Annotated in this window: 24 protein-coding genes; 11 read left to right on the plus strand and 13 right to left on the minus strand. The window is 39.6% G+C overall.

The annotated features are described in order from the left end of the window. Positions 1-40 precede the first annotated feature (40 nt). The 3 genes from arsC to L3Q70_RS10685 are packed head-to-tail and all read left to right on the plus strand — an operon-like array spanning position 41 to position 1394. The gene (gene arsC / locus L3Q70_RS10675) at positions 41-388 is read left to right on the plus strand and encodes an arsenate reductase (glutaredoxin) (RefSeq protein WP_062569933.1); all 348 of its coding nucleotides are present in this window, start codon (positions 41-43) and stop codon (positions 386-388) included. Beyond that, positions 388-942, plus strand: a complete 555-nt coding sequence (gene wrbA, locus L3Q70_RS10680; protein ID WP_193987542.1) for an NAD(P)H:quinone oxidoreductase — start codon at positions 388-390, stop codon at positions 940-942. Before arsC ends, wrbA begins: the two co-directional genes overlap by 1 nt. Beyond that, the gene (locus L3Q70_RS10685) at positions 939-1394 is read left to right on the plus strand and encodes a DUF2069 domain-containing protein (protein ID WP_062569931.1); all 456 of its coding nucleotides are present in this window, start codon (positions 939-941) and stop codon (positions 1392-1394) included. The genes wrbA and L3Q70_RS10685 overlap by 4 nt, the downstream gene beginning before the upstream one ends. A gap of 61 nt (positions 1395-1455) precedes the next feature. Here the strand turns inward: L3Q70_RS10685 and L3Q70_RS10690 are convergent, their stop codons facing one another. Both L3Q70_RS10690 and L3Q70_RS10695 read right to left on the minus strand, forming a co-directional pair. Beyond that, positions 1456-2793, minus strand: coding sequence for an ankyrin repeat domain-containing protein (locus tag L3Q70_RS10690; protein WP_237114245.1), 1338 nt, complete (start codon positions 2791-2793; stop codon positions 1456-1458). 298 nt (positions 2794-3091) lie between these two features. After that, positions 3092-3685 carry an ABC transporter substrate-binding protein gene (locus tag L3Q70_RS10695; protein ID WP_193988973.1) on the minus strand — a complete coding sequence of 198 codons (594 nt, stop codon included), beginning with the start codon at positions 3683-3685 and terminating at the stop codon, positions 3092-3094. 235 nt (positions 3686-3920) lie between these two features. On the opposite strand from L3Q70_RS10695, the gene L3Q70_RS10700 reads away from it, so the two are divergent. Next, the gene (locus L3Q70_RS10700; RefSeq protein ID WP_193987543.1) at positions 3921-4457 is read left to right on the plus strand and encodes an acyloxyacyl hydrolase; all 537 of its coding nucleotides are present in this window, start codon (positions 3921-3923) and stop codon (positions 4455-4457) included. 39 nt (positions 4458-4496) lie between these two features. After that, the gene (locus L3Q70_RS10705; RefSeq protein WP_237114246.1) at positions 4497-4640 is read left to right on the plus strand and encodes a DUF2897 family protein; all 144 of its coding nucleotides are present in this window, start codon (positions 4497-4499) and stop codon (positions 4638-4640) included. Between the two features lie 35 nt (positions 4641-4675). On the opposite strand, the gene L3Q70_RS10710 is transcribed toward L3Q70_RS10705, so the two are convergent. Then, positions 4676-6043 carry a YjiH family protein gene (locus tag L3Q70_RS10710; protein WP_193987545.1) on the minus strand — a complete coding sequence of 456 codons (1368 nt, stop codon included), beginning with the start codon at positions 6041-6043 and terminating at the stop codon, positions 4676-4678. Between the two features lie 71 nt (positions 6044-6114). Beyond that, complete coding sequence (gene bamC, locus L3Q70_RS10715) at positions 6115-7176, minus strand: outer membrane protein assembly factor BamC (RefSeq protein ID WP_237114247.1); 1062 nt, start codon at positions 7174-7176, stop codon at positions 6115-6117. 371 nt (positions 7177-7547) lie between these two features. Here bamC and L3Q70_RS10720 point away from each other — a divergent pair, with 371 nt between their 5' ends. Together L3Q70_RS10720 and bcp are read left to right on the plus strand one after the other, a co-directional pair. Further along, positions 7548-8081 carry an ACT domain-containing protein gene (locus tag L3Q70_RS10720; RefSeq protein ID WP_062569925.1) on the plus strand — a complete coding sequence of 178 codons (534 nt, stop codon included), beginning with the start codon at positions 7548-7550 and terminating at the stop codon, positions 8079-8081. Positions 8082-8091: 10 nt separating this feature from the next. Further along, positions 8092-8571 carry a thioredoxin-dependent thiol peroxidase gene (gene bcp / locus L3Q70_RS10725; protein ID WP_062569924.1) on the plus strand — a complete coding sequence of 160 codons (480 nt, stop codon included), beginning with the start codon at positions 8092-8094 and terminating at the stop codon, positions 8569-8571. Between the two features lie 71 nt (positions 8572-8642). Here bcp and queE read toward each other — a convergent pair whose 3' ends face one another. Further along, complete coding sequence (gene queE, locus L3Q70_RS10730; protein ID WP_062569923.1) at positions 8643-9308, minus strand: 7-carboxy-7-deazaguanine synthase QueE; 666 nt, start codon at positions 9306-9308, stop codon at positions 8643-8645. A 121-nt stretch (positions 9309-9429) separates the two neighbouring features. On the opposite strand from queE, the gene queC reads away from it, so the two are divergent. After that, positions 9430-10110, plus strand: a complete 681-nt coding sequence (gene queC / locus L3Q70_RS10735) for a 7-cyano-7-deazaguanine synthase QueC (RefSeq protein WP_228074481.1) — start codon at positions 9430-9432, stop codon at positions 10108-10110. A 40-nt stretch (positions 10111-10150) separates the two neighbouring features. Here queC and L3Q70_RS10740 read toward each other — a convergent pair whose 3' ends face one another. The 4 genes from L3Q70_RS10740 to L3Q70_RS10755 all read right to left on the minus strand — a co-directional run bounded on the left by L3Q70_RS10740 (position 10151) and on the right by L3Q70_RS10755 (position 14722). After that, positions 10151-12325: an exonuclease domain-containing protein gene (locus L3Q70_RS10740; protein WP_237114248.1), complete on the minus strand. Its 2175-nt coding sequence runs from the start codon at positions 12323-12325 to the stop codon at positions 10151-10153. A gap of 64 nt (positions 12326-12389) precedes the next feature. Further along, complete coding sequence (locus L3Q70_RS10745; RefSeq protein ID WP_062569921.1) at positions 12390-12578, minus strand: DUF3185 family protein; 189 nt, start codon at positions 12576-12578, stop codon at positions 12390-12392. Positions 12579-12641: 63 nt separating this feature from the next. Continuing rightward, positions 12642-14048: an ATP-binding protein gene (locus tag L3Q70_RS10750; RefSeq protein ID WP_237114249.1), complete on the minus strand. Its 1407-nt coding sequence runs from the start codon at positions 14046-14048 to the stop codon at positions 12642-12644. Beyond that, on the minus strand, positions 14048-14722 hold the full coding sequence (locus tag L3Q70_RS10755; protein ID WP_062569919.1) for a response regulator transcription factor: 675 nt from the start codon (positions 14720-14722) through the stop codon (positions 14048-14050). Before L3Q70_RS10755 ends, L3Q70_RS10750 begins: the two co-directional genes overlap by 1 nt. 167 nt (positions 14723-14889) lie before the next feature. On the opposite strand from L3Q70_RS10755, the gene L3Q70_RS10760 reads away from it, so the two are divergent. The 3 genes from L3Q70_RS10760 to L3Q70_RS10770 are packed head-to-tail and all read left to right on the plus strand — an operon-like array spanning position 14890 to position 18875. Beyond that, a complete protein-coding gene (locus L3Q70_RS10760; protein ID WP_237114250.1) occupies positions 14890-16833 on the plus strand; it encodes an LTA synthase family protein in 1944 nt (647 codons plus the stop codon). 15 nt (positions 16834-16848) lie between these two features. Continuing rightward, positions 16849-18474 (plus strand): phosphoethanolamine--lipid A transferase, encoded by a 1626-nt coding sequence (locus tag L3Q70_RS10765; protein WP_346657784.1) that lies wholly within the window; start codon positions 16849-16851, stop codon positions 18472-18474. Positions 18475-18494: 20 nt separating this feature from the next. Beyond that, on the plus strand, positions 18495-18875 hold the full coding sequence (locus tag L3Q70_RS10770; protein ID WP_062569917.1) for a diacylglycerol kinase: 381 nt from the start codon (positions 18495-18497) through the stop codon (positions 18873-18875). Here the strand turns inward: L3Q70_RS10770 and L3Q70_RS10775 are convergent. From L3Q70_RS10775 to L3Q70_RS10790, 4 genes are all read right to left on the minus strand, one after another. After that, positions 18872-19105, minus strand: coding sequence for a hypothetical protein (locus tag L3Q70_RS10775; RefSeq protein ID WP_062569916.1), 234 nt, complete (start codon positions 19103-19105; stop codon positions 18872-18874). The genes L3Q70_RS10770 and L3Q70_RS10775 overlap by 4 nt on opposite strands. Before the next feature lie 64 nt (positions 19106-19169). Further along, a complete protein-coding gene (locus L3Q70_RS10780; RefSeq protein ID WP_237114252.1) occupies positions 19170-19922 on the minus strand; it encodes a hypothetical protein in 753 nt (250 codons plus the stop codon). 363 nt (positions 19923-20285) lie between these two features. Further along, positions 20286-21131: an HDOD domain-containing protein gene (locus L3Q70_RS10785; protein ID WP_237114253.1), complete on the minus strand. Its 846-nt coding sequence runs from the start codon at positions 21129-21131 to the stop codon at positions 20286-20288. Between the two features lie 244 nt (positions 21132-21375). Beyond that, a complete protein-coding gene (locus L3Q70_RS10790; protein ID WP_237114254.1) occupies positions 21376-23529 on the minus strand; it encodes a TonB-dependent siderophore receptor in 2154 nt (717 codons plus the stop codon). Positions 23530-24305: the final 776 nt, after the last annotated feature.

The following is a 24305-nucleotide window of genomic DNA, read 5'->3' on the forward strand; positions in this document are numbered from 1 at the left end:
ACCCTAAAATAAGCTAAATTATTAAATTAGAGAACACTCCATGTCTGTGACTATTTATCATAATCCGCGTTGTTCAAAATCACGTGAAACGCTTGCCCTTTTAGAAAGTAATAACGTCCAACCTAATGTGGTTGAGTATTTAAAAACACCTCTTGATGAGCAACAGATTGCCACGTTAGTAACGCAACTTGGTTTCACCTCTGCACGTGAATTAATGCGCACAAAAGAAGACATCTACAAAGAGCTTGAGCTTAAAAACGAACAAGACGAAGGCAAGCTAATTGCGGCGATGGCGGCAAACCCTAAATTAATCGAGCGTCCTATTGTAGAGCACAATAATAAAGCTGCGCTTGGTCGTCCACCTGAAAACGTATTAAGCGTACTTTAATGTCACTTAACATTGTTGTGTTATACCACTCAAGTCATGGCTCTGTAGAAGCCATGGCCCACGAAATTGCAGAGTCAATTGAACAGCAAGGTGTAACAGCCTTACTGCGCACCTTTGTTAAACGCCAAGCTCACGATATTGTCATAAGCAAAGACGACCTTATTCATTGTGATGGTCTCGCCTTTGGCACCCCTACCCGTTTTGGTATGATGGCATCGCAAGCGAAAAGCTTCTGGGAAACCACCAGTGATCTGTGGCTAAAAGGACAACTGATCGATAAACCAGCCTGCGTTTTTTCGTCATCAAGCAGTATGCATGGTGGTAACGAAGCAACCTTACTTAACTTATCATTACCTTTATTACACCATGGCATGATGTTACTAGGCGTTCCATATGATGTGCCCGAATTACTGAGCACAGAGACAGGCGGAACCCCATACGGTGCAACACATGTTGCTGGCACTAACAATAGTAATGTTCTCAGTAAAGATGAAATGAAAATTTGCCACAGTGTTGGAAAACGTTTGGCGCAGATTGCGAGTAAACTACAATGAGCACAAACTCAGAAGTAAACCCCCCTATTGCCAAAAAACCGATTACAAAACGTTTTCAGCGATTTGCATTAACAGGTTACATTGGCTTATTAATTTTAATGCCTATTTGGTTATTTCTAATTGCTCCTAGGGAAGGCCATAGTAATGCCTTTATATTTGTTGTTTATATAGTGCCATTACTCCTACCATTAAAAGGGATTATTCAAGACAAACCCTACACATATGCGTGGGCTAATTTTATTGTCATGTTCTATTTTATTCATGGCTTTACACTACTGTGGGTCGCCCAAGATCAGCTCATTTGGGTGCTGTTAGAGTTAACTTTTGCTAGCCTCATGTTTATTGGTTGCACATATTATGCACGCCATCGTGGGCAGGAGTTAGGGTTAAAAATACGTAAACTCAAAGAAGAGCTTGCTGAGGAAAAAGCAGCCCACGAGCACGACAAATAATCACACTATGTGTTTAACACAGTTACAAATAAAAACGGCAACTATAAGTTGCCGTTTTTATTTAAACCAGTTCGGATAAAGTTGCTAACGCAACGATACTGGCTAAGCCCACTTGAGCAATCAAGCTAAACAATGAGAATAACCTCAGTAAGAATAAGCCCCAAGGGTGACGTAAATGTGGATAAAGCGCACAACGCTTTAAACTAGTTGCAAAAAAGAAACACAAAATAGCCACCAAAGTAAAGCTCAGTGTTAATTCACTTTTTATTGCAATACTGTCGTCAAAAAAGAAGAATAACTGCATTGGCAGCAACAAGGTAACAATTGCGTGGAGTAAGTGCACTTTCTTAACACGATCAAATTGCCCCTCAGGTGATAGTTCTTTAATGCCAAATTCACGCTCAAGACATTTTACAAGACTATCTGCTTTTATACTCACCGCGAGACGATAACAGCTTAAACCATCGTTATTGCGTACGCGATAATCAAAGCCTTGTTTGAGGAGTAAGACCAATAATGGTTCATTTTCAGCAAACACGGCATAGTGTAATGCTGTATTACCTTTTATATCCTGAATCGTTTTATCTTGATGCTCCAGCAAAGTCTCAACAACATTGACATAACCCTTCTCTGTAGCCCACATAAATGCTGTTTTGCCGTTGTCATCTGCTAAAGTGCCCGTTGCTCCTTGCTCAATAAAGCGTTTCGCCATTGTTTGCTTAGCATTCTCATGGCTTAAGTGAGCTAACAATGCTTGTTCAAGAAGCGAAGCTGAATCGACATCTGGCGAGACTAATTTTAATAACGTGAAATAATCTTCACCTAGGGCGACTTTTTCTGCGGCAAGCTCTGTTAACTGTTCAAGATCAGTGACTGAATCAGGTATAAAACCACTGAAACGCTCTCTGAAATCAACTTCCGTCCACAGAACTAATACATCGTCCGCGGACATTTTCGCACCTTGACTTAAAACATGTTCAATAACAGTAAAATAGCGACGGTTAAATAATTGGCGAATGAGTGTAATTGGGGTTTTAACCGCAGATTGCGCAAATGCACTCGCATACTGTTCTAAACGTTGGCAAAGCATCAATACAAGCGTTTCAGGGGTGTAATCGTTTTCATAAAAGTGCGACTTCATCGCATTAATATAATGCTGCGCAGCTTCATCAAACTCAGAAATATGCTGAAAATAACACTCCTCAAATGGCTCAAGAGGTGTAAGCCAAGAGAGATAATAAATAGGAGGTAATACAGTGGTGCATACACCATCGTCTTCATTGGTAGAATGGCATGCAGGCCAAGCTTCTAAAGCATCTAAAATATAGGCCCCATTTTGTTCAACTAATCCTTTGATCAGTAACGGGTATTCCTTTGGCCAAATCAGTACATTTTCCATTAAAAAAACACAACTCCGCTGCACATTATTAGATGTCTTATTAAGCTGCAAATTATGCCAAAATTTAACTGACACTGCGCTTAATATCACGACCAATAAAAACAGTATCTAATGATACTAAGGTAAGAAGAAAAGTGTCTTAATTCTACCACAGAGGTTAACAGGTGCTAGCGTAAAGTCAGTGATTTTTAAAGAAAATAGAAAAGCAGCAGCACATGGATATACTGACTGCTTGGTTGGAGACTAAATAAACCTAGACTTACTAACATATGCCTTGAATGTAAGTCTAGGTCTAAGCCTATTTACTGGCTAATTCTTGAGTAACTTCGTCAATGCCAACTTGGCTAATACGTTGCAAAACCTCTTTTTGCTTAGCACTCAGTAAAGAAATCCCTTCAGCAACGATATCGTACACCTTCCATTGCTTATTTTTACCTTGGCGTAGCTTAAAATGAAGGTCTATTGTTGGCGCATTTTCATCCACAATTTGTGTTTTAACGGTCGCGTAGTCACCATCTACTAATTGGGCTTGATCAAAGATAACTTTTTGGCCTGTATATTTCATTAACGCGCCAGCATAAGTAATTGTTAAGTAGTGCTCAACCGCTGAAATAAAGCTAACCGCTTGTTCACGGCGTAAGCCTTTAATGTGCTTTCCTAGTAACTTATATGAGACAAACTTAATATCCATATGCGGTAATAAACGTTTCTCAACAATGTCAGCCATGGCTTGTGAGCTTGCATCACCTTTAGCATTTACACTTGCAATGTCTACAAATAAATCTGCTGTCACTGACTCTAACAATTGTTTTGGAGAATTCAGTTGGCTAGCAAATACGTTTGAAGCAAATAGCGCGGTAACAAGTAAAAAGGCGTTCATTAATTTAGTCATCATATGCATTTACCGTTGAAAATTTGAGCCAATATACCGATATTAGCCCCAAATAAAAAGAAACAATCCGACAACGTTTTAATGCCAAAATCGCACCAATAGATTTTTATTTTAGTTTTCAGTTAATTGCTGAAAAAATTAAGCAAATGCACAAGTACTGTGTATTTTTGCACATTGAAAAGGGCCCATAGTCACCCTTATCTACTTGCTCATAGTAACTATGAGAAGTCCCTATATGAAAACTACACACATTTTAAAAGCGCTAACATTTGCTATTGCCGCTACTTTAACAACGCCTGCTTTTGCAAGTTCAAGTCATGGTTATGCCATTGACTATATTCAAGGTGAAGGGGATGTTAAAGGGGTTAAACTCGCCTATCAATATCATATTCCCCAAGAGAAACTTCCTTTTCAACATGCACGCCTCTACTTCGAATCGAGCTTTAATATTTGGCAGTATGGCAAAGAAAACAATCATCAAACCAACCTTGTTTTAGCCATGTCTCCTGTTATTCAATATCCTATTTTTAGTGTTAAAAATATTCCTGTTTCAGTGGAGTTCGGGATTGGCGTCTCTATATTAGATGACACCCATTTTGCAGGTAAGAACGTTAGCACTCACTATCAATTTGAAGATAGATTAGGACTCGTCGCAGACTTAGGTAATGATACTAGTTTAGCATTAAGGTACTTACATTATTCTAATGCAGGATTCAAAAGCCCGAACCCTGGCCTTGATTTTATATCTCTATCTTATGCTCGACGCTTTTAAGTGCTAATATTGATCAAAATTGACTAGTTGAGTTTGAGTATGGAAACATGGCAAAAAATTGCAATTGTTGTTGCGGTTTTCGGCGTCGTAATTGGTAATCTAGCGTTACTAAGACGCGCTGCAAAAATGGACTTTAAAAAACCACAAAACGATGATGATTCAGATCAAAAAAGCCCTGATTAACTATCAGGGCTTTATAATAATACCTAAAGACTCAATCAGACTAACCAATGAGCCATTAAAACGATAACAGGCAGTGTCACTAAGGTTCTTAAAATAAATATTAAGAACAGCTCAACGATATTCACAGGAATTTTGCTACCTAGTAGTAAGGCACCTACTTCAGACATATAGATTAATTGTGTCACACTCATTGCCGCAATAATGAAACGCGTTACATCACTTTCAATACTACCCGCGGCTAAAATAGACGGAATAAACATATCAGCAAACCCCACCATGATAGTCTGTGCAGCGGCTTCTGCCTCTGGCACTTGCAATAACTCTAAAAATGGCACAAATGGTTTACCCATATACTCAAAAATTGGCGTATATTCCGCAATAATAAGCGCAAATGTACCTACTGCCATCACCACAGGTAACACAGCAAAGACCATGTCAAGGGCATTATGAATCCCCTCTTTTAAAGTACCAACGAAACCTGGCGCAGTTCTAGCCTTTGCGAGTGCAACATCAAGCGAGTGAGTTATCAGTGTTTTTCCTTCTGGCACTGCTTCTGCGTGCTCATCAGGTTGAGTACCATCAACATATAAATCTTTCTTAAAACGCAAAGGCGGCAAGCGAGGCACGATAAGTGCAGCAACAAAACCTGCTAAACACACAGTCAAATAGAACGGGGCAAATAAATGCTCTAATTTAACTTGACCAATAACAACTAAACAAAAAGTGATTGATACGGCAGAAAAGGTGGTGCCGATAATCGCCGCTTCACGTTGGGTGTAATGTTTATCTTCATATTGGCGTGCGGTCATCAAAATCCCCACGCTACCATCGCCTAGCCAAGATGCTACACAATTAACCGCACTGCGTCCTGGCACGCCAAATAATGGTCGCATCACTTTCGTCAATAACGTGCCGACAAGCTCTAACAGACCAAAATTTAATAACAAAGGAAGTAACAATCCTGCCAATATGAACACAGAAAACAACACAGGAAGTAGATCATTTAAAACTAAAGCCCCTGTATTTTTAGAAGTAATCATTTCGGGCCCATACTGGGTATAGGTCAGTAGAATGAACACCATTCCGAATAGACGCACACTGAGCCACAGCCAACTCACATCAAACAAATGCTTGATTACAAACACCTTTAAAAGCACTTTAGGCTGAAATAGTTTAATAGTTAAAGAAAGCACACCCGTTATACATACAATGGTGGTTATTAAACCTAATGCGAATGGTGCTATCCATTGCTGAACTCCCTTTGCCATTACAGCAATAGGAATAGTCATTGCTTCACCTATAGGCACTGGCGTCATAAACAAAAAGACACCGATAAGTGAAGGAACGAAAAAGGTAAACAAAGTTCGCAAGTTACTGCGATTTGCAGTGTTTAAGTTAGACATATTTTCAACCTGTAAAAACCACAAAAAGAGCGGTAAGGCTCTTTCTGTGGTGGTTTTAACTTTTATAATTATTAAATATTGATACCGCGCTGGCGCAGCGCATTTTCTAGTGCTTGTTGTAGGTCATTCATTGTACCTGGCTCTAATGTAGTCCCTTCAGAGTCCATCCATGTCAAACTCGTACCACCTTCATTTGTGCGGCTTACAAGTATTTGGTATTGGCCATCCTCGATTGGTAGCTCTGCTAATTCTTCACCCCAAATTGAATCCCAAACGCTTGACTCAGGCTTCTTATAATCAGCCGTAATCAAACCTCTTTCTTGGTCAATTTCAACTATAGTGAAAGATAAACGCTCTAAGAAGCCAGAAAAACGGTCGAACACCACAAAGTAATCTTGTTCAGTCACTAATGCAGCATTGCCTTTGTTATCAAAACCCATCTCAAGAGAAATAATACCTTGTTGCTTACGCATTTCGACTTCAAGCTGGCGGTAACGGTAATCAAACTCAGCAATCACTTGATTAAGTGCTCGCACTTCAAGCTGTTGCTTTAAAAGTGGTGTCAGTTCTTGCGAATCACTTTTAAAATCAATCAATTTGCTGCTTAATGATGCTGTGCGCTGGTGAGACTTTTCTTCAATTGTAAACAAGAATCGCTGCTGTGAAACATCCGCTTCGTCTTCCCAAAACCAAACATCTTCTGGTTTTATGATGCTATACCAACCCGTTTCTATCTTGCCAAGCAACTTATCTTCCTTTGTTGCGCTGGCATTTTCTTCATGTAATACAGCGTTAATTGAGTCCCAAATAAACTCGTCTAAATCAACAATGCCGTCGTTTTTGTCAAAGTATACGCGAGCATCTTTATCACCTTCTTCTACCCAGCTACCTTGAGCAATAGTGATAACTTGTGCGGGTGGACGATAATTTTTTGCTTCAGGATCGTTGTCATATTGAGCAACATCCATTTTATAAGTCAGATCTTGAGCTGGCTGCGCAAGTCCTTCAGGCGCTTTAACCGGTTCGTTAGCACGATAATTACGTTTATGATGTGCCTCGTCGGTAAAAACACCGCACCCTGTTAAACTAACCATTACGCTTACTGCAAGCGCCTTTGAGATCCAATACTGCACAGATATTTCTCCTTAGCAAACCCTTAATTTTTTTAACAAATGTATGAGTGGGTAATGCCGATTTGGTTCACTGTAAAATCACTTTTGACTTTACATTTTTTGTTTTTATGCAAAAAACCCTAATAATATGGGTTAGCGCGTAACCACTATGTTTGCTTATCGCCTTGCAAAATTTTAACTATGGTACTTTCAGATGCCCCTAAAAACAAGAAAGAGCGCACTTTATTAATGGCTTAATTAATCACCGCTATCCTCTATTAGGTTAATTATGTTAAACTTCGCCGCCGTGCGGTATTAAACTCACGTGAGATCAAAGCTTATTCTGGCTTATATCCGTTGGTATTTATTAATTACTAGGTACTTAAAATTCCATGACTGCTTTTACGAATCATCAGATAGTGCTCACTGCGATCGGTGAAGATAGACCCGGTATCGTTAGCGAACTAACTCAATTAGTGAGTGATTGTCATTGCAATATAATCGACAGTCGAATTGCTATTTTAGGCAACGAATTTACCTTCATCATGTTATTAGCTGGTGACATGTCGGCCATTAGCCGAATTGAACATACACTGCCAACTAAAGGGATGGAGCTAGGCTTATTAACCATGATGAAGCGCACAGCAAGCCATGTAGCAAGCGAGTTTTGTGCAGGTTATACACTCGAATACACAGGTATCGACACACCAGGAACACTCAGTAAAGTGACACGCTTTTTTGCTGATAACAATATCAGTATTTGCTCATTAAAATCAGATACATTTGATGAAGATGAAGATGTGAAAATGCGTTGTGAGCTAGAGTTTAATATTCCAGTAGAAGTTGATATTGATAAATTTAAAGTTAGTTTTGAAGATCTTTCTCGTAGTTTGAACGTAGACTATATTTTCAGACGCATTCGCTAAGGAGCTAAGCATGAACAAAATTAATCCTCTTCAAGCAGGTGATACAGCCCCAGCTTTTAGTTTACAAAACCAAAACGATGAAACAGTCGTACTCGCTGAGCTATTAAAAGAGCAGCAAGTGCTTGTTTACTTTTACCCAAAAGCATCAACCCCAGGATGTACAGTACAAGCTGAAAACTTACGTGATGAAAAAGCTGAGCTTGCTAAATTCAATACACGTGTTGTTGGTATTAGCCCCGACCCTATTAAACGTTTAAAGAACTTTGAAACCAAAAAAGAGCTTAACTTTGATTTATTAGCCGACGAAGATCACGCAATTGCTGATGCATTTGGTATTTGGGGTTACAAGAAGTTTATGGGTAAAGAGTATGAGGGTATTCACCGAATTAGCTTCCTTGTAGGCCAAGACGGTAAAATCAAACACGTATTTGATAAGTTTAAAACTAAAGACCATCATCAAGTCGTGCTTGATTATTTAGCTCAGAACTAATAATTGAACTGAGTATGAAATATAAAAGCGTTGCCAATGGGCAACGCTTTTTTGTTCTACAGAGTAATAAACTAACTAATTCCCAAATACTTGTGCACTTGCACTGACAGGCGCCAGTTTTTAGCGATACAGGTCTCAATAGCCAGTTTGGTCGCTGAGGTTTTTTGGCTAATTGGTTGCAGGTACACTAAACGTGGGTTCACACCTGTTTTCAAGAATAAGTCTTCAAGTTCTTCAACGTGCTTTTGCATCGCAACTGGGTGTTTAATTTCGTCTGCACGTTGCATGGCGCTGCGCAGTACTGTGTAACCGCCGCGCATATTAATTTTTGGTGATACAGTAACCCATGTTTGCTCGGGTGCTAGCACTTCAAATGTACCGCTGGTTTCAATTTGAGTCGAATAGCCATTTGCGTGTAATAATTCACACACTGGGTTTAAGTCGTACATGCAAGGCTCACCACCTGTGATCACCACATGTTTTGCGTTATAACCACGCTCTTTAAATAATGCGAAAACTTGCTCAGCCGTTGCTTCTGCCCAATGATCTGAGTCGGCTTTTTTCTCAACCGTGTCATCTAAGGACACTTTATATACATTATCAACATCCCATGTTTGCTTTGTATCACACCAAGCACAACCCACTGGGCAGCCTTGTAAACGTAAAAAGATTGAAGGTGTGCCTGTAAAACTTGCTTCACCTTGAATTGTTTCAAACACTTCGTTAATTTTGTACAAAAGACATCTCACTTACGACGCAACGGTATAAAATATATACCATCAAAAAACCAAAAACACGCGCAAAAATTGTTATTTAGGCCCGAGCCGTGTAGTATATCGCGCCCTGAAGTAAACCTCTATCAAAAGTAAGAGCAAAACAGATATGACGCAAAAAGTAGTTGTGATTTATTCCGGCGGTATGGACTCATTTACCGTATTAAATAAAGCCCTGCAACAAGGCCATGAAGTATATGCCCTGTCGTTCGACTACGGCCAGCGTCATGTTAAAGAGCTTAAAGTAGCTGCTCAAGTGTGTGAAAATTTAGGTGTTTCTCACAAGATTGTTGATATTTCAGCTATTAACCAGTTAATTGGTGGCTCATCTTTAACTGATGATATCGAAGTACCAGAAGGTCACTACGAAGAAGAAAGCATGAAGAGCACAATTGTGCCTAACCGTAATATGATCTTACTTTCACTTGCAGTGGGTTATGCGGTGTCTTTAAAAGCAAGCAAAGTCTATTACGGCGCGCATTCAGGTGACCATGCAATTTACCCTGACTGTCGTCCAGAGTTCGTACAAAAAATGGATGATGTTTGCCGTATTGCCAACTATGACGCTGTGGAAATTTTCAGCCCGTATTTAAATAATACCAAAATCGATATTTTGACAGACGGTTTAAAAATGGGTCTTGATTATAGCCAAACGTGGACATGTTATAACGGCCGTGACAAAGCTTGTGGCAAATGTGGTGCCTGCCAAGAGCGTTTAGAAGCTTTTGCATTAAATAACGTTACCGACCCTATCGAATACGAATAACCTTATTTTGGATGGGAAAGATTAAGTTTAAAAGGCGAGTTTAACTCGCCTTTTTTGATTGTGTTTGTTGAATCAAATTTAACAGCTCGGCTGTGGCAGTTGCATCAGCTAATGCTCTATGGTGGTTAGTTAAATTCAGTTCAAAATGAGCCGCTAAGTTACCGAGCGAATAAGACTTGAGCTTTGGAAATGCTCTTCGTGATTCAACAACAGTACATAGCTTGGGCATTTTAAAGCCTTGCCCAAGTGCAGCGTATTCTTTACGAATAAAGCCATAGTCAAAATTCACATTGTGAGCAACAAACACACTGCCTTTTAATAGTGAGCGCAGTGTAGCAGCTATCTCCTCAAAGCGTGGGGCATCACGAACCATGGCAGCATTGATACCGGTAAGTTTAGTAATAAACGGTGGAATGCTGCGCTCAGGGTTAATTAAGCTTGCCCATTGATTTATCACCTCGCCGGCTTGCACTTGCACAACGGCTATTTCCGTAATTTTGTTATTACCTTGTAAGCCACCTGTGGTTTCTATATCAACCACGCTGTAAATGCGATTCGGATCATTAAACCAATTTACCGCAACAATATTCACAGTAAAGCCATGCTGTTTTAACACATCAATACTGACAAGTTGGTTGCGTCTGAGTTTGTCGCCTGGGGCTTTTACTTCTTCAAAGGTGAGCTCGCCCTCTTTGAGCACCATTAAATCTGGGTAACCATCTTTTAGCTGCTTAAATGTTTTTGTCATTTGCAAAACATGTGACTTTAAACTTTGTAACTCGCTGTATTTTATAAGCAACTTTAACGGTTCTAAAATATCACTGTGCCATTGAAATAAACCTGTCGGTGTATCGTAAAACTGCCCTGCCGCTTTACACACATGCTTAAACCAAGCATCACTTGATGTTAAAAATGCTAACTTTTGTTCTATTTGTTTTTGCTGTGAGTCGTAAAAGTTATCAGCAAGCAGAACTTTGGGATAAATATCAAATTCGTTGCATGGTGGGTGTGGCGTATCAATAAAAAGCTCTTGCCAAAATGTCAGTGTAAATAAGCTCAACCAAAGGTTATTTTCACTAAAAAAGACAGTGCATTCCTGTTGCTGGTAATGCTCGCTCACTCCTTGCTCTACGTCACCACGATAAATGTCATCAATGTTTAATTGATGCTCTGTATCAACAAGCATTTGCGTTAGACGCGAGCGTTGTTGTTTATTGTATTTGCGTTGTAAGAAATCCTCAGCAAAATACAAAATGCCATCATCAAGTGGATCGTGAATTATTTGCTCAAGCTTTTGCTCAACCCACTCTTTATCCCCCTCTTTATAGCGCTGGCGAATTGCTAGCTCTTGCGCTTCACTGCTGCCTTCACAGTGTTCGAGTAACTCACATGCAAACGCTAAGTCATGCTCCTTCAGCTGCTTATATAAGCGAATAAGTAATTTGTTTTTGATACTCTGGGCTAATTCATCCTCACAGCTAATGGCTAAAAGTGCCTTTGCTAAGTTTTGATACTGCGCTGCTGACTCGCTTTGCTTAAACTGCATGCGCAATTGGTTTAATTGATAATGTGTTTGTGCTTCAGCCAAGGTTTGAAAGCGCGACAGCGCTCCGCTGACATCACCACGTACTTTGGCTATTCCTAAATCACGCATCACAAAGCGATTTTGGTGGTTTATATCACCACCACTCAAGCGACCACTATATAAAAACTCAAAGTACTCGTAATACTGGCTTCGGCTATTCACCACAAATTGACTAAAAAGCGTTTCTAACTGGTTACTCGTACGATCGATGTGATCTTTGCATAGTTGAATTAATGCCCCTTTGCTTGCTGACTTTTTAAAAACAACAGTAGATGACATTAGCTCATCATTCGCTAAAAGGGTCACCAACTCCGGCTTAGTTAAATGTTCAAGTACTAAATCTAAATCTTCACCTGTGGGGTGTGCCACCAGCGCTTGTTGCTTAAGCTTAAAAATAGCACCATGGAGATTGGGGATCTCTTCATAATTAAGTGAAGATATTGCTACAAGCCTAGGCTTACGCGAGTAAATGCGCAATAAGGTACACAAGCTTTGCTCATCAAGTTGAATTAACCTTGATAGAAATAACTGCTGCTTAGCCGTTAACAGGCATGTACACTGAGTTTGGATAAACTCTGCAAGTTCAAAAAAGTGACTTAAATAGTATTTTGCTGGTAATTGTTTCTGCATAGCTAACACCAAAACTGTATATACATACAGTATCAGGTATTAGCTTGCTAATTTCAATGTTTGATTACTTAACTTTTAATATGCCTACAACCGCACAGATTGCACCACCTACCATACCTAACCACGCTTCAATCGGTGTATCACCACTTAGCGTACGACTTACTTGCGCACTGGCAGAGTCATATACGTTATATCCCCACACAGCAAGTGCAACACCAATGACGATAAGTGCAATGCCAATTATTTTACCCATAGTTTTTATTCCTTATTGTTGTTCATAATCAGTGTTGCACATAAACACGAAGGCTGCAAAATTTCACTTTAATATCAAACTAAAGGTAATTGTTTGCTCACTTTGCTCAACCAATAGTTCTGCATCAATAGCTTTCGTTAATGCATTTGCTATCGATAACCCCAGTCCAAAGTTATCATTTGACGTTCGCGCGGTGTCTTTTTGCCAAAGAGGGTGAAATAACTGGCTCATTTCTTCTTTACTTAAAGCCGTTGCAAGCGTATTTCTAACAGTTAAAATGATTAAACGCCCTTTTCTTTTAGTTTTAATCAACACATGCGTGCCTTCAGGGCTATATTGCTTAGCATTATTCACCAAGTTGGTAATAATAGACTCAAGGGCAAATATATTACTGACTAGAGCCGGCAGGGTTTTATCGAGTTCAAATTCGAGTCTTGATTTATCACCGTTTTCCAACACTCGCATAGTCACCTGATTTAAATCACACGCCTCATTTTTTGGCAAAACCTGATCACTGTATTTATGCAGTAGCAACAAGTTAGAAACAATGCTTTTTAGACGCTGGCCAATGTTTAGCACTTCCGGCTTAAAGTCTTCATTGAGTTGTTGTTCTTTGGGAAAACGAATGGCCACTTCTGCCATATTAATTAACTCTGCTATGGGTGTTTTAAGTTCATGGGCAATATCTGACGTTAACCGTTTCTCACGAAAATAAAGCTGCCTGTTTTCTTGTATGAACGCATTAAGACTCTCAACAATAGGCTGCAACTCTTTTACAGGCTCTTTAATTACAATTTGAGCACTTTTATCGGCAATGCTGAGTAGGCTAATATCTTTATTGAGTTGATTTAATGGCGCAAGCGATGAATCAACTGACTTACGGACAAAAAGTCGAATAAATACAATGACGGTGACGGTCGTGACAACAAAAATAATATCAATGAGCCAAAGAATAAAATCCACTTCCTCTGATGAAGCTGCGTACGCTAGGGTAAGAGGCATTTGCACAGCAGACTTATTGCTTTCGTAGTTACCGGCTCTTACATGCGATTCAGCCTGAGGAAAAAAGCGAGTATAAATGATTCTACCGTCACGGCCATCGGGCAGTTTAGCAGCAATAATCTTCGATTCACCAACGTCTAAACTCTGCAATGTAAGGGTCTTTACTTTAAATAAATTAAGGCTTTTAGAGCGTGTAAATACGCCTGCTTCTGTCCAGATTTGAAAATATTCAGGTTCAACTTTACCATCAAACTCTGGCATAAATTCACTTGAGAAGTTAAACGCCAGTCCTTGCTCATCTTCATGTACCAAGGTCATTAACATCCCTGCTTTTGACTGCAGGCCGCGATTGAATTCGTTATCAATCCAACTATCAACAGCAATATCGGTGGCTAATAAAATACTTAAAACAAGCCCAGTAATAGCAATTGATAAAGTGACAACCAGCTTACTTCGAATTGATTTCATCACTTACCTTGTACTATGTAACCAAAACCACGTTTAGTTTGAATGGGAAGTTCTCCACCAGCCGCTCTTACTTTTTTACGGGCAGATGATAAATGTGCTTCGATTGAATTCTTTGATACTAAATCGTATTGACCTGCAATATAACTACTCAGTTTTTCTGCAGTGATGACTTTATTTTGATTACTAAACAAGCACTCGACTATTTTATACTCGTTAGGTGTTAAGTCGATGACGGTATCGCCCACTTGTAATAATTTAAGCTGCAAGTTAAGCGCCAAACTATTTATATAAATCACATCACTTTTTGCTTTCAAATGCCCACGACGCGTTAAGTTTAATAACCGTGCATGTAATTCATCAAACGAAAAAGGCTTTGTTAAGTAATCATCAGCGCCTGTAAGCAGCCCTTTAACTCTATCTTCTGGCTCTTGTTTAGCCGATAAAATAAGTACTCGCACATCAAGCTGCTTTGCTCTGATGGTTTGCAATAAAGTAATGCCATCAATACTAGGCAGCATTAAGTCAAGAACAATCAATTCATACTCTCCTGACATAGCCATACTGAGCCCTTCGGCACCATCTCCTGTTTCATCAATGGTAAAACCTAAGTTTTCAAGACCTATTCGTAAACTGCGTCGCAAAGACGCCGAATCTTCAATGAGTAATAGCTTCATAGCTCTCTCTTATAAAACATTCTAAGCGCAGCTTACGCTGTAAAACTTAAGATTTACTTAAGGTTTACTGAATTTTAGCTAACCCAGTAAACATTAAGTTTTCCATAAGTATTTCTTAAGCTTTGCTTCCTAGTATTGCGGTACTTTTCAATTAAATAAGTACAACTATGCAAGCAATCACATCCGTTCTAAAGCCACTATTTCGTTTTACGCTACTCATTATGTCAGTTTTTATATTGTCGAGAGTGGGCTTGCTAGTATGGCAACAACAAAGGTTAGCTGATGGCGACAGCCTTGCGGTTTTATTTGGCGGCTTAAGAGTCGACTTGAGCAGCTTAGGCTACTTGTCAGCCTTGGCTGTTTTAGTGTTACTCGCTCATGTATTTTTACACAGTAAGACTGATTTATTTCGCCGTGCGTTTACTCTTTATAGCAGCGTAGTTGTGACTTTAATCGTGGTTGTTGAGGCTTCGACCCCCGCGTTTATTACTCAGTACGATGTGCGACCAAATCGCTTATTTGTTGAATATCTTGATTACCCTCAAGAAGTCTTTTCTATGTTAATACATGGCCACCTACTTGCCATAATAAGCACCTTAATTATTGCAACGCTTAGTTGTGTAATTGCATATCGCTATATCAATGCAGCATTTAGCAAACAGCAAAACGTTAAAATGGTTAGCCAAGTGGTGATACTCGTTACCACCTTATTCGTTTGCTTAATTAGCGCAAGGGGCACTGTAAGCCACCGCCCTTTAAACCCTGCGTTAGTGTACTTTTCAAGTGACTCACTGGTTAACTCCTTGGCCCTAAATTCAACTTACAGTGTTGCGTTTGCTATTAAAAATATGGGCAATGAAAAAAATGCCAGTAGTTTATACGGCACCATGCCACGTAATGAGATTTTACAAACAGTAAAGCAAGCAGCCTACAAGCCGCAGTTTTTAACTGAGCGTATTCCTACTCTAGCCAACAACACACCTTTTAACACAGGCAAACAAAAGAATTTAGTGATTATTTTAGAAGAAAGCTTAGGTGCTCGCTTTGTTGGTGAACTGGGTGGCATTGGTGTGACTCCTGAGCTTGATAAGCTTTATCAACAAGGCTGGAGCTTTGATAACTTATACGCAACGGGCACGCGCTCTGTTCGAGGTATTGAAGCGGTTACAACTGGGTTTCCCCCGTCTCCTTCTCGCTCGGTGGTCAAACTTTCTAAATCTCAGCGTAACTTTTTCTCGCTGGCTGATGTATTAGCCCGTACAGGCTATACCACCCAGTTTATTTACGGCGGTGAAAGTCATTTCGATAATATGAAAAGCTTTTTCTTAGGGAATGGCTTTAGCGATATTGTAGATATTAATGACATGCAAAACCCTGAGTTTATTTCGTCGTGGGGAGTAAGCGACGAAGACTTGTTCAATCAAGCTGATAACGAGCTGAGCGAGTTAAATAAATCAGGCAAACCTTTTTTCAGCTTGGTGTTTACGTCAAGTAACCACGACCCATTCGATATTCCAGAAGGTAAAGTAACACTACCTAAAGACCACGACCCAGAAAACGTCAAACGCGATCTAGCAATTAAATATGCTGACTACGCACTCGGTAAATTCATCGCCAAGGCAAAAATGCAAGATTACTGGCAAGACACCGTTTTTTTAGTGGTTGCAGATCATGATGTGCGCGTGTTTGGCTCTGAACCCGTGCCGCTTAAATCTTTCCACATCCCTGCTGTGATCCTAAATAGCGATATAAATGCAAAGCGCGATACTCGCTTAGTCAGCCAAATTGATTTACCAGTTACTTTGTTGTCGTTATTAGGTGTTGAGCAAGCAACCCCGATGCTTGGTTATGATTTAACGAAACACTACCCCGTTGAGCGCGCCATGATGCAGTACTACGACAACTTTGCTTACGTAGAAAATGGTGAAGCCGTAATACTCATGCCAAATCAAAAAGTGAGTTATTGGCGCTATGACCCTGCAAGTAAAACCCAAGTTGCCGTTGATAAAGCTGGCAGCAACCTTGAACTTGCCAAAAAAGCCTTGGCGCACGTCTTATTTAGCAATTTAGCGTATACCGAACAGTTGTATCGCTTACCAAATAAATCGTAGCGATGAGGAATGATTATGAGCATGCAAATTAAACAACTCTTTGCTAAAAAATGGCACGTTAGCTACAGCCAATTTGTCTGGCTGGTGTCGTTGTACTTGGTTATTGCATTTAATGGCCTGTTTTTATTTAACATGCTTGAAGCAGCCAGCAAACCTGAACATGTCGATTGGTTATTTATAGCAAGCGTACCGTTTTTCTTATTAGCAATGACGGCAATGGTATTAAGTTGGTTATCGTTAATCACCTTTGTAAAACCCGTGCTTTTAACAAGCATCGTGGTTTCATCATTGTTGTTTTATGCAACCTTAAATTACGGTGTTATCTTTGATAAAAGCATGCTGCAAAATATCTTAGAGACAAATTCAGGGGAGGCATTTTCATACCTCAATGTACAGGTTGTCGCCTTCATTAGTGTGCTTGGTGTACTGCCTGCTTACGTATTTTCTCGTTTTAATATTGTCGGAAACTTTCGTGTTCGCCTTAAAAGCTTTGCGTTTCTTAACGTTACAGCGTTTATTGCTGTAGCTGTTATTGCCGTCCCATTTTATAAAGATTACGCCTCCGTAGGACGTAATAATCGTCAACTAACCAGCTATATTACCCCTTTTGCATTTTACACTGCGGGCTATAAGTACCTACGCGATAATTATTTTTATCCTCCTTTACCATTTAAAGTATTAGATAAAACACCGCACTTAATAGCACAACAACAAAGTTCACTGACAATTATGGTGGTAGGTGAAACAGCGCGTGCAGCAAACTTTTCGCTGCAAGGTTACAACAAGCCGACTAATCAATATACCCCTAAGCTTGGCGTTAAATATTTCAGTGATGTCAGTTCATGTGGCACGGCGACTGCCATTTCTGTGCCTTGCATGTTTTCGCGCTTGGACCGCAATCACTATGATTCGCGCATAGCGCAAAGCCAAGAAAATGCTCTAGATATTATTCAACGAAGTGGTGTCGAAGTAACGTGGATTGATAATAATAGCAGCTGTAAAGGGGTTTGCGTGCGAGTAAACTCCCAGACAATAGAACCAACAAAGACAAACCCACTTTGTGACGGACGTTATTGTTTTGATGAAGTACTGGTTGCAGAGTTAACTGCCAAACTTGCCAAGAGTCATGCGAAACACCAACTAGTGGTGCTACATATGATTGGTTCACATGGGCCAACCTACTATCGCCGCTATCCAGAAAAAGACAGTAAGTTTTTGCCTGACTGCCCACGGAGCGATATCCAAAATTGTAGCAGTGAGCAACTGACAAACACCTATGACAATACCATTGCTTATACCGACTTAGTGCTGAGTAAACTTATTAATTTACTGCAAAACAGTCAGGCGGATGACAAAGCTCTGCTGTATGTCTCTGATCATGGTGAATCATTAGGTGAAAAAGGCTTGTACTTACATGGCTTCCCATACGCATTAGCGCCTAAAGAGCAAACCCAAGTGCCTATGCTGTTTTGGAGTAACAAACTGGCCGATACCGGTTTTAATCAATGTATCGAACAACAGCGTAATCAGGCTTTTTCTCACGATAATATATTTGACACCCTACTTGGCTTAACCCATGTACAAAGCACTGAATACCACCCAGAGCAAGATATCTTTAATACTTGCTCAACACAAAGCTAACGTAAAAGAGACTTTATACTATGCAATTTGATAGCACTAACAAGCCCATCGGCATTAAACGTATTCGCCTAGCATTTAAAAATTCCCAACGTGCATTTTCGTGGTTAGCAAAACATGAGTCTGCTTTTAAGCAAGAGCTGATACTGTTGGCCCTTTCCATAGCCGTGGTTTTTGTGTGGCAAATTAGTCTTTATGAGAAAGTTATGCTGCTTGTCTCTGTGCTATTTGTGATATTTGCTGAAGTCGTCAATACAGCAATTGAAGCCACAATAGACCGTATAGGCCTTGAAATTCATCCACTCTCAGGCCTAGCTAAAGACTTAGGCTCAGCAGCCGTACTGATTGCTCTAACGATTTGTACATTGGTATGGGGCGGCGTATTTGTTAACAACCTAAGCTAACTTGCTTTTTTATCATCTGGGGTGTCGTTACACAGTGAACAATGGCGCCCTTTTGATGAATGGTATAAACGGGTTGCGATAAAAATTGCTGTAACAATAAAAGACCAAAGTAACGCAAAAGCCAATGCGCTTGATGGCTCATGGCCTTTCAAGATTTCTACCATAAATAATAAAATAGCCACCAGCGTAAAAACTTTAGTGGCTCTTAATACCCAAAATTTTGTGCCCATAACTTACTCCTTTAAAAGAGACTCCTTTGAAAAAGTAAGTGTAGTTCAAAATAAGAAAAACACCTTACAAACTTAAAACAGGCTCAGATAATATCTGTACGTTATTTTTAAATACCTCTAAAAGCCCTGGTGGTGACTGTTCAGTACCCAGCACTATTACATGACATACATAACGATAACCGTTATTAGTAAAGGTATAAAAATGATTACCCCCACTGCCATCAAAACTTAATGTGCCCCCTGTGATCACAAGGCTTGGCTCATCTTGCATAGATTGATCAATTTCCCATGCTGCATAACGGTACTGATTATCAGCCAGTTCATCGATACGAATTAAATGCTTTTTTGTTTGCCACGTTAGTATCGGTTTTCTAAATTCACGAAGGCTTTTGTGTAACGCTTGTTTTTGCTCATCAATCAGCGCTTCGCGTCGTGTTTTTTCTGCCTCTGATTCATAAGGCACAGCCCAAATAGAGCCATCAAAGTCTAACCACAATTTGCCTGAATCAAACATAATGCCGCGCCAGCCCATCATTTCCCAGTCATAGCGAATGTTTGAGCTAGCTATTTGTTCAATAAATTCTTTATCAAAAATTTGCTCAAAGTTTTCTATAAACATTTGCTCGTTTTCAATTGCTTGCAGCGGCGCTTTACGCTTTAACGGGTAATGCACTCGCCCAGCAATGGCGGCTTTATCACCTGCCTTAAACGCCGCAACCACAGGTTTGACGATATTTATGTGCTTTGTTGCGGCAAAAGCTGAAATCGAGAAAATACTGCTAAAAAACAATACCAGTAAATATTTAATTACTTTCACTTTAATACCTATTTAATAGACTGAGTGAAGCGTAACAAATGTATGTGTAATGCGCATATCTTTACCTATTTAAATTTTTGTAAAAATTGAGCTCTAAAGATCGATATAAACACGCTATTTTCTATTAGAGATGGTTATGTACTTGCTTCATAATTTGCGTTGAACCACACGTCATTAGTTTCATATAAATAACGCGACTACAGTTTATCAAACTGCTTTTATATCTATTTTAAGGTTCAATTTACTCACGGTTTCAAGATAAAACCTACGTACTAATGAGCACTTACCGGAGCTCGTGAACTTAGATAAAAGCGAGCAGTGAATTAACACCACCCGCTTGCTTATCGAAGGTTTTTATTAACTTTAACTCGCCATTGAATTGTCGAGGTAATCTTCTAGAAGATCGGCGTATTCCTGCTCAATAACTCCTAACTCGATAAAGCACTGCTCTTTAATTTTTAGCCACTCGCTTGAATGTTGCCTGTGTCTGGCATAGTCAATCATGCTTTCTGCACATTTTAAAATAGCAAAGGCCATTCGCTGGTGGTCATTATCACTTAGCTGTAAAAAATGACTATTATGATGGTTCAAAATAACATTACATAACGGCTTAGGTAAGTGCCACGATGTGGCAATAAAATAACCTATAACAGCATGGTCGCACTGATAACGAGCTTGTTCAAGTTCGGTTATTACTTGCTCTTTTGCATGATTTGCGTGTTGTAATACGTCAATATAGTCACGGTATTTTAGGGCCATTGCTGCAATGCCAACATTGTGGAAAAGACCTAACGAGTAAAGCTCATCAACTGGCATCAGCGACTTGTAACTGTGCCCAAGCCAAACACAAGCGTTTGCCACTTCAACAGACTCATCCCAGAATCGCTCTAAACTGATGCAGGCATCACCAACAAAGTTGTTCTTAAGTAATGCGAATGTAACTAAGCGATTTAGTTGCTCTAAACCCAAAAACATAGCCGCTTGTTTTATATCACTGATCGTTCTTTGTAAGCCAAAAAAAGGGCTGTTGATGGTTTTTAATAATAAAGCAGAGAGGCTAATATCTTTAGAGATCATGCTGGCAATTCTATCTAAGCAAGCATCGTCTAATTCCATTTCACTTGCAATTTCATCGAGCAGTTCAGGCTTAGGTGGTATATGAAAACCACGTTTTAACGATGTTAAACGCTGCTCATCTAACGTAATCATTTATCTAAAATCCCTCAAACAAGCGAGTAGCTCGTTACTTAATTTGGCAACAGAGTAAGCCAGTTTATTTAAAAGGGTATTATTTAAGATCAATAATATTAAAGAAGGAAATGAGTTGTCATAAAATGAAACAGCTCGTCGCTGTTTAAAGCTAGAATAACGAAGAAGCCCTGATAATCATAAAACTAAAGGTGCAAATGCACCTTTAGTTGCAACTCGATATGAGCCTATCCCGAGCAATCAATTAAAAGTTATAGCTAAAGCTCAGTGATGCATTACGTGGCGCACCATAGCGGTAAAGGTCATAGTAGCCTGCTGTCATGTAGTTATAGTATTTCTTATCGAATAGATTATTAACATTTAACTGTAAATCCATTGATTCATTAATATTATAACGTGCCATCAAGTTTACAATTGTATAAGCATCTTGCTCTACATTACGTGTTGTGCCTTGCGCATATGACTTGCTTTGCCAGTTAAGACCACCACCAACTGTAAGCGCTGGTAATTGTTTTACAAATTGGTAGGTCGTAAATAACTTAAATTGCTTACGTGGTGAATCTGTATTTACCTTGTTGTTATCGGCATCCTCAGCTTTAAACTGTGAGTAGCCGGCAGAGATATTCCAACCATCCACAGGCTCCCCCATCACTTCAAACTCAAAGCCGCGACTTTGTGTTCCTTCAGCGCCATAATATGCTGACATTTGTTCAGCTGTTGGCACAAAGTTGGGGTCTTCTGTGGCTAAATTGTCTTGTTGAATATCAAAAATAGCCAAAGATGTTTGCAAACGCTCATCAAAATAAGCACTCTTTAAGCCAATTTCACTTGCTTTACCATCAACAGGATCTAAATACTCCCCGTTCGCATCTAAGCTATTTTGCGGACGAAAAATTTCTGTGTAGCTGGCATACATGCGGTGCTGATCATTTAAATCAAAGAGTGCGCCAAAGTAAGGCACAAAAACACCTGAATCGCCGTAATCTTGTTGATCGCCATAATAGTAACGCTCTCGCTCCCATGACGAAACACGCCCACCAGCAATCACTTTAAACGCATCAGTTAACGAAAATCGGGTAGCTGCGTAAAAGCCTTTTTGTACTGTGTCGTTATCATCTTGTAGTGTCACTTCTTCAGTCCAATTAGGTTCTGTAATATCATCCCCTTGGAAATCAAAAAAGTTATCAATAGGAACCGCATCCCATGCGCTACCACCAATGATAGGATCGGGATCGCGAGTACTTGTTTCACCAGTTTGCTTAGAGTAAAGCGCACCCACCACAAAGTCATGACTCTGTTCAAACAAAGTGTATTGACCTTTAAGCTGCACATCGACACTGTCTTGCTCTGTTGAGCCAAACGCAAAATAACGTTGCCCTGTTAAGCCTGCCCCTGTGTCTTTATCTAATGCACCAGAAACATAAAATAAGCGGCTTTCTTTATCATATTTTGAGTGATTATAATTTGCTGTTAACTGCCAACCATTCGAAAATAAATGCTCAACGGTTGCAAAATAGTTTTTGTGCGTTGTTTCCCAACGAGTCCAGTCAAGGGCCGTGGTTTTAGAATCATCCCACTCAGCTGCTGTGCCGTCTGTATAGTATGCAGGTAAAGCGCCCCACACAGGACCATGCGGATCACTGTTCTGGTAACTCGCTCCTACACGCAGTGTAGTATCAGGTGTTAGGTCAGTCTCTAATACACCGTAGAAGATATTTTTATTCTCTTCGTATAAGTCGATATATGATTCACTATCAACCACTTTTGTAACCACCCGACCGCGCACTGTACCGCTATCATTTAAGCCATTCGCGATATCAAGGGTTAACTCTTTTTTATTCCAACTTCCTATTGAAGCATCAACATAACCAGTTAAGTCGGTATTACGCGCGCGTTTGCGAACAAGATTAATTGATGCAGATGGGTCGCCCGCCCCTGTTAATAAACCCGTGGCGCCTCGTACAAACTCTACTCGTTCATAAATCGCAACATCCGCTGACGTTTCACCAGAATCCCCTGCCAAACTCCACGATAAAGGCACACCATCAATTTGATAGTTAGACACATTAAACCCGCGTGATTGCATGGTGTTACGAACGTTATCCATTTTTGAAGATGACAAACCAACCGTATTATCAACTGCGTCAATAATCGTGTCTAAATCTTGATCTCGAATACGCTCAGCAGTAAAGACCGTTACAGACTGTGGAGTCTCACGAATAGATAAACCAAGGCCTGTCGCTGTATCGATATTTTCGTTAACGATGTACTTACCATTTACAGTAATTTTTTCTATGGGGTCTGTGTCTTTTTTATTAGTTTGTTCTGCTGCAAAAGCACTGTTTGACAGAAGCGCTAAGCTCACCGCTGTGGCTGTAGGAAGTAGAGAAAAATTCATAATAACCCTTGTTATTGAAATAGCACAAAGATGCTATCACGAACAATTCCTATTTGCATTACATTTAATGTTAATATAGTACAATTCACACTAAATAATAACTATTCACCCTAATGCTAATTTAAAAAGCTAATTCTATTAATTTGAAAATATTGAGTTTAGCGGTAACTCACCACTTTCAATTCCATACCTCTTAGGTCTAGACGACAAATTAGTGACTTAACTCGTTAGATTCCGATGTCAATATTCAGCTTATTTGGATTTCGTATATACCCCAATTTATAAAGCTTTATTGCTATTTGCTTGAGTTCTTTACTCTGTGGATTCGTTCGCTCCTTTAAAACGATAAGTTCTTGATATCGTTTGTGCATAAGGCGAGTGCCTTGATCTTTTTTTCTGCATTCAACACATCTAGTGCAGTGTGCACTGTCTATTGTGCATGCTGGCACTTCATCTTTGGAAACCAATGGAGCACTGCCATACCTTGGGTGAGTTACATAGTTCGGAATATTTTTCTCGCCATATGCTTTGAAAAGTGCCGTTTAAAATTTTAATGATATCGTCATTTTAATCACCCAAGAAACTTTTTCTTATTGATACTGCACCGCAGTAATTAACACAGAGTAAGCTTGGCATTTTCATGCACATAAAAAGCTGATTAAACAAGTAGATCTATTCTTAGCTTACAGATTTATGGAAGGTTTATAAGAGAGTGTTTAGCTTTGAGTGGAAATAGGTTGATTTGTCTTTTGGAAGAAATGCCAACTTATACTTCA

This window comes from Pseudoalteromonas sp. CF6-2, from assembly GCF_021729425.1.
In the GTDB taxonomy this organism is placed as follows: Bacteria; Pseudomonadota; Gammaproteobacteria; order Enterobacterales; family Alteromonadaceae; genus Pseudoalteromonas; species Pseudoalteromonas arabiensis.

Coding starts and splice junctions, on each gene's coding strand:
- L3Q70_RS10750 (WP_237114249.1), bottom strand. CDS start 14,048: ATGAAATCAATTCGAAGTAAGCTGGTTGTCACTTTATCAATTGCTATT.
- arsC (WP_062569933.1), top strand. CDS start 41: ATGTCTGTGACTATTTATCATAATCCGCGTTGTTCAAAATCACGTGAA.
- L3Q70_RS10700 (WP_193987543.1), top strand. CDS start 3,921: ATGAAAACTACACACATTTTAAAAGCGCTAACATTTGCTATTGCCGCT.
- L3Q70_RS10770 (WP_062569917.1), top strand. CDS start 18,495: ATGCAATTTGATAGCACTAACAAGCCCATCGGCATTAAACGTATTCGC.
- L3Q70_RS10760 (WP_237114250.1), top strand. CDS start 14,890: ATGCAAGCAATCACATCCGTTCTAAAGCCACTATTTCGTTTTACGCTA.
- L3Q70_RS10745 (WP_062569921.1), bottom strand. CDS start 12,578: ATGGGTAAAATAATTGGCATTGCACTTATCGTCATTGGTGTTGCACTT.
- L3Q70_RS10685 (WP_062569931.1), top strand. CDS start 939: ATGAGCACAAACTCAGAAGTAAACCCCCCTATTGCCAAAAAACCGATT.
- L3Q70_RS10775 (WP_062569916.1), bottom strand. CDS start 19,105: ATGGGCACAAAATTTTGGGTATTAAGAGCCACTAAAGTTTTTACGCTG.
- L3Q70_RS10790 (WP_237114254.1), bottom strand. CDS start 23,529: ATGAATTTTTCTCTACTTCCTACAGCCACAGCGGTGAGCTTAGCGCTT.
- L3Q70_RS10755 (WP_062569919.1), bottom strand. CDS start 14,722: ATGAAGCTATTACTCATTGAAGATTCGGCGTCTTTGCGACGCAGTTTA.
- bcp (WP_062569924.1), top strand. CDS start 8,092: ATGAACAAAATTAATCCTCTTCAAGCAGGTGATACAGCCCCAGCTTTT.
- L3Q70_RS10690 (WP_237114245.1), bottom strand. CDS start 2,793: ATGGAAAATGTACTGATTTGGCCAAAGGAATACCCGTTACTGATCAAA.
- L3Q70_RS10785 (WP_237114253.1), bottom strand. CDS start 21,131: ATGATTACGTTAGATGAGCAGCGTTTAACATCGTTAAAACGTGGTTTT.
- wrbA (WP_193987542.1), top strand. CDS start 388: ATGTCACTTAACATTGTTGTGTTATACCACTCAAGTCATGGCTCTGTA.
- L3Q70_RS10705 (WP_237114246.1), top strand. CDS start 4,497: ATGGAAACATGGCAAAAAATTGCAATTGTTGTTGCGGTTTTCGGCGTC.
- L3Q70_RS10710 (WP_193987545.1), bottom strand. CDS start 6,043: ATGTCTAACTTAAACACTGCAAATCGCAGTAACTTGCGAACTTTGTTT.
- L3Q70_RS10740 (WP_237114248.1), bottom strand. CDS start 12,325: ATGCAGAAACAATTACCAGCAAAATACTATTTAAGTCACTTTTTTGAA.
- L3Q70_RS10695 (WP_193988973.1), bottom strand. CDS start 3,685: ATGACTAAATTAATGAACGCCTTTTTACTTGTTACCGCGCTATTTGCT.
- L3Q70_RS10765 (WP_346657784.1), top strand. CDS start 16,849: ATGAGCATGCAAATTAAACAACTCTTTGCTAAAAAATGGCACGTTAGC.
- L3Q70_RS10720 (WP_062569925.1), top strand. CDS start 7,548: ATGACTGCTTTTACGAATCATCAGATAGTGCTCACTGCGATCGGTGAA.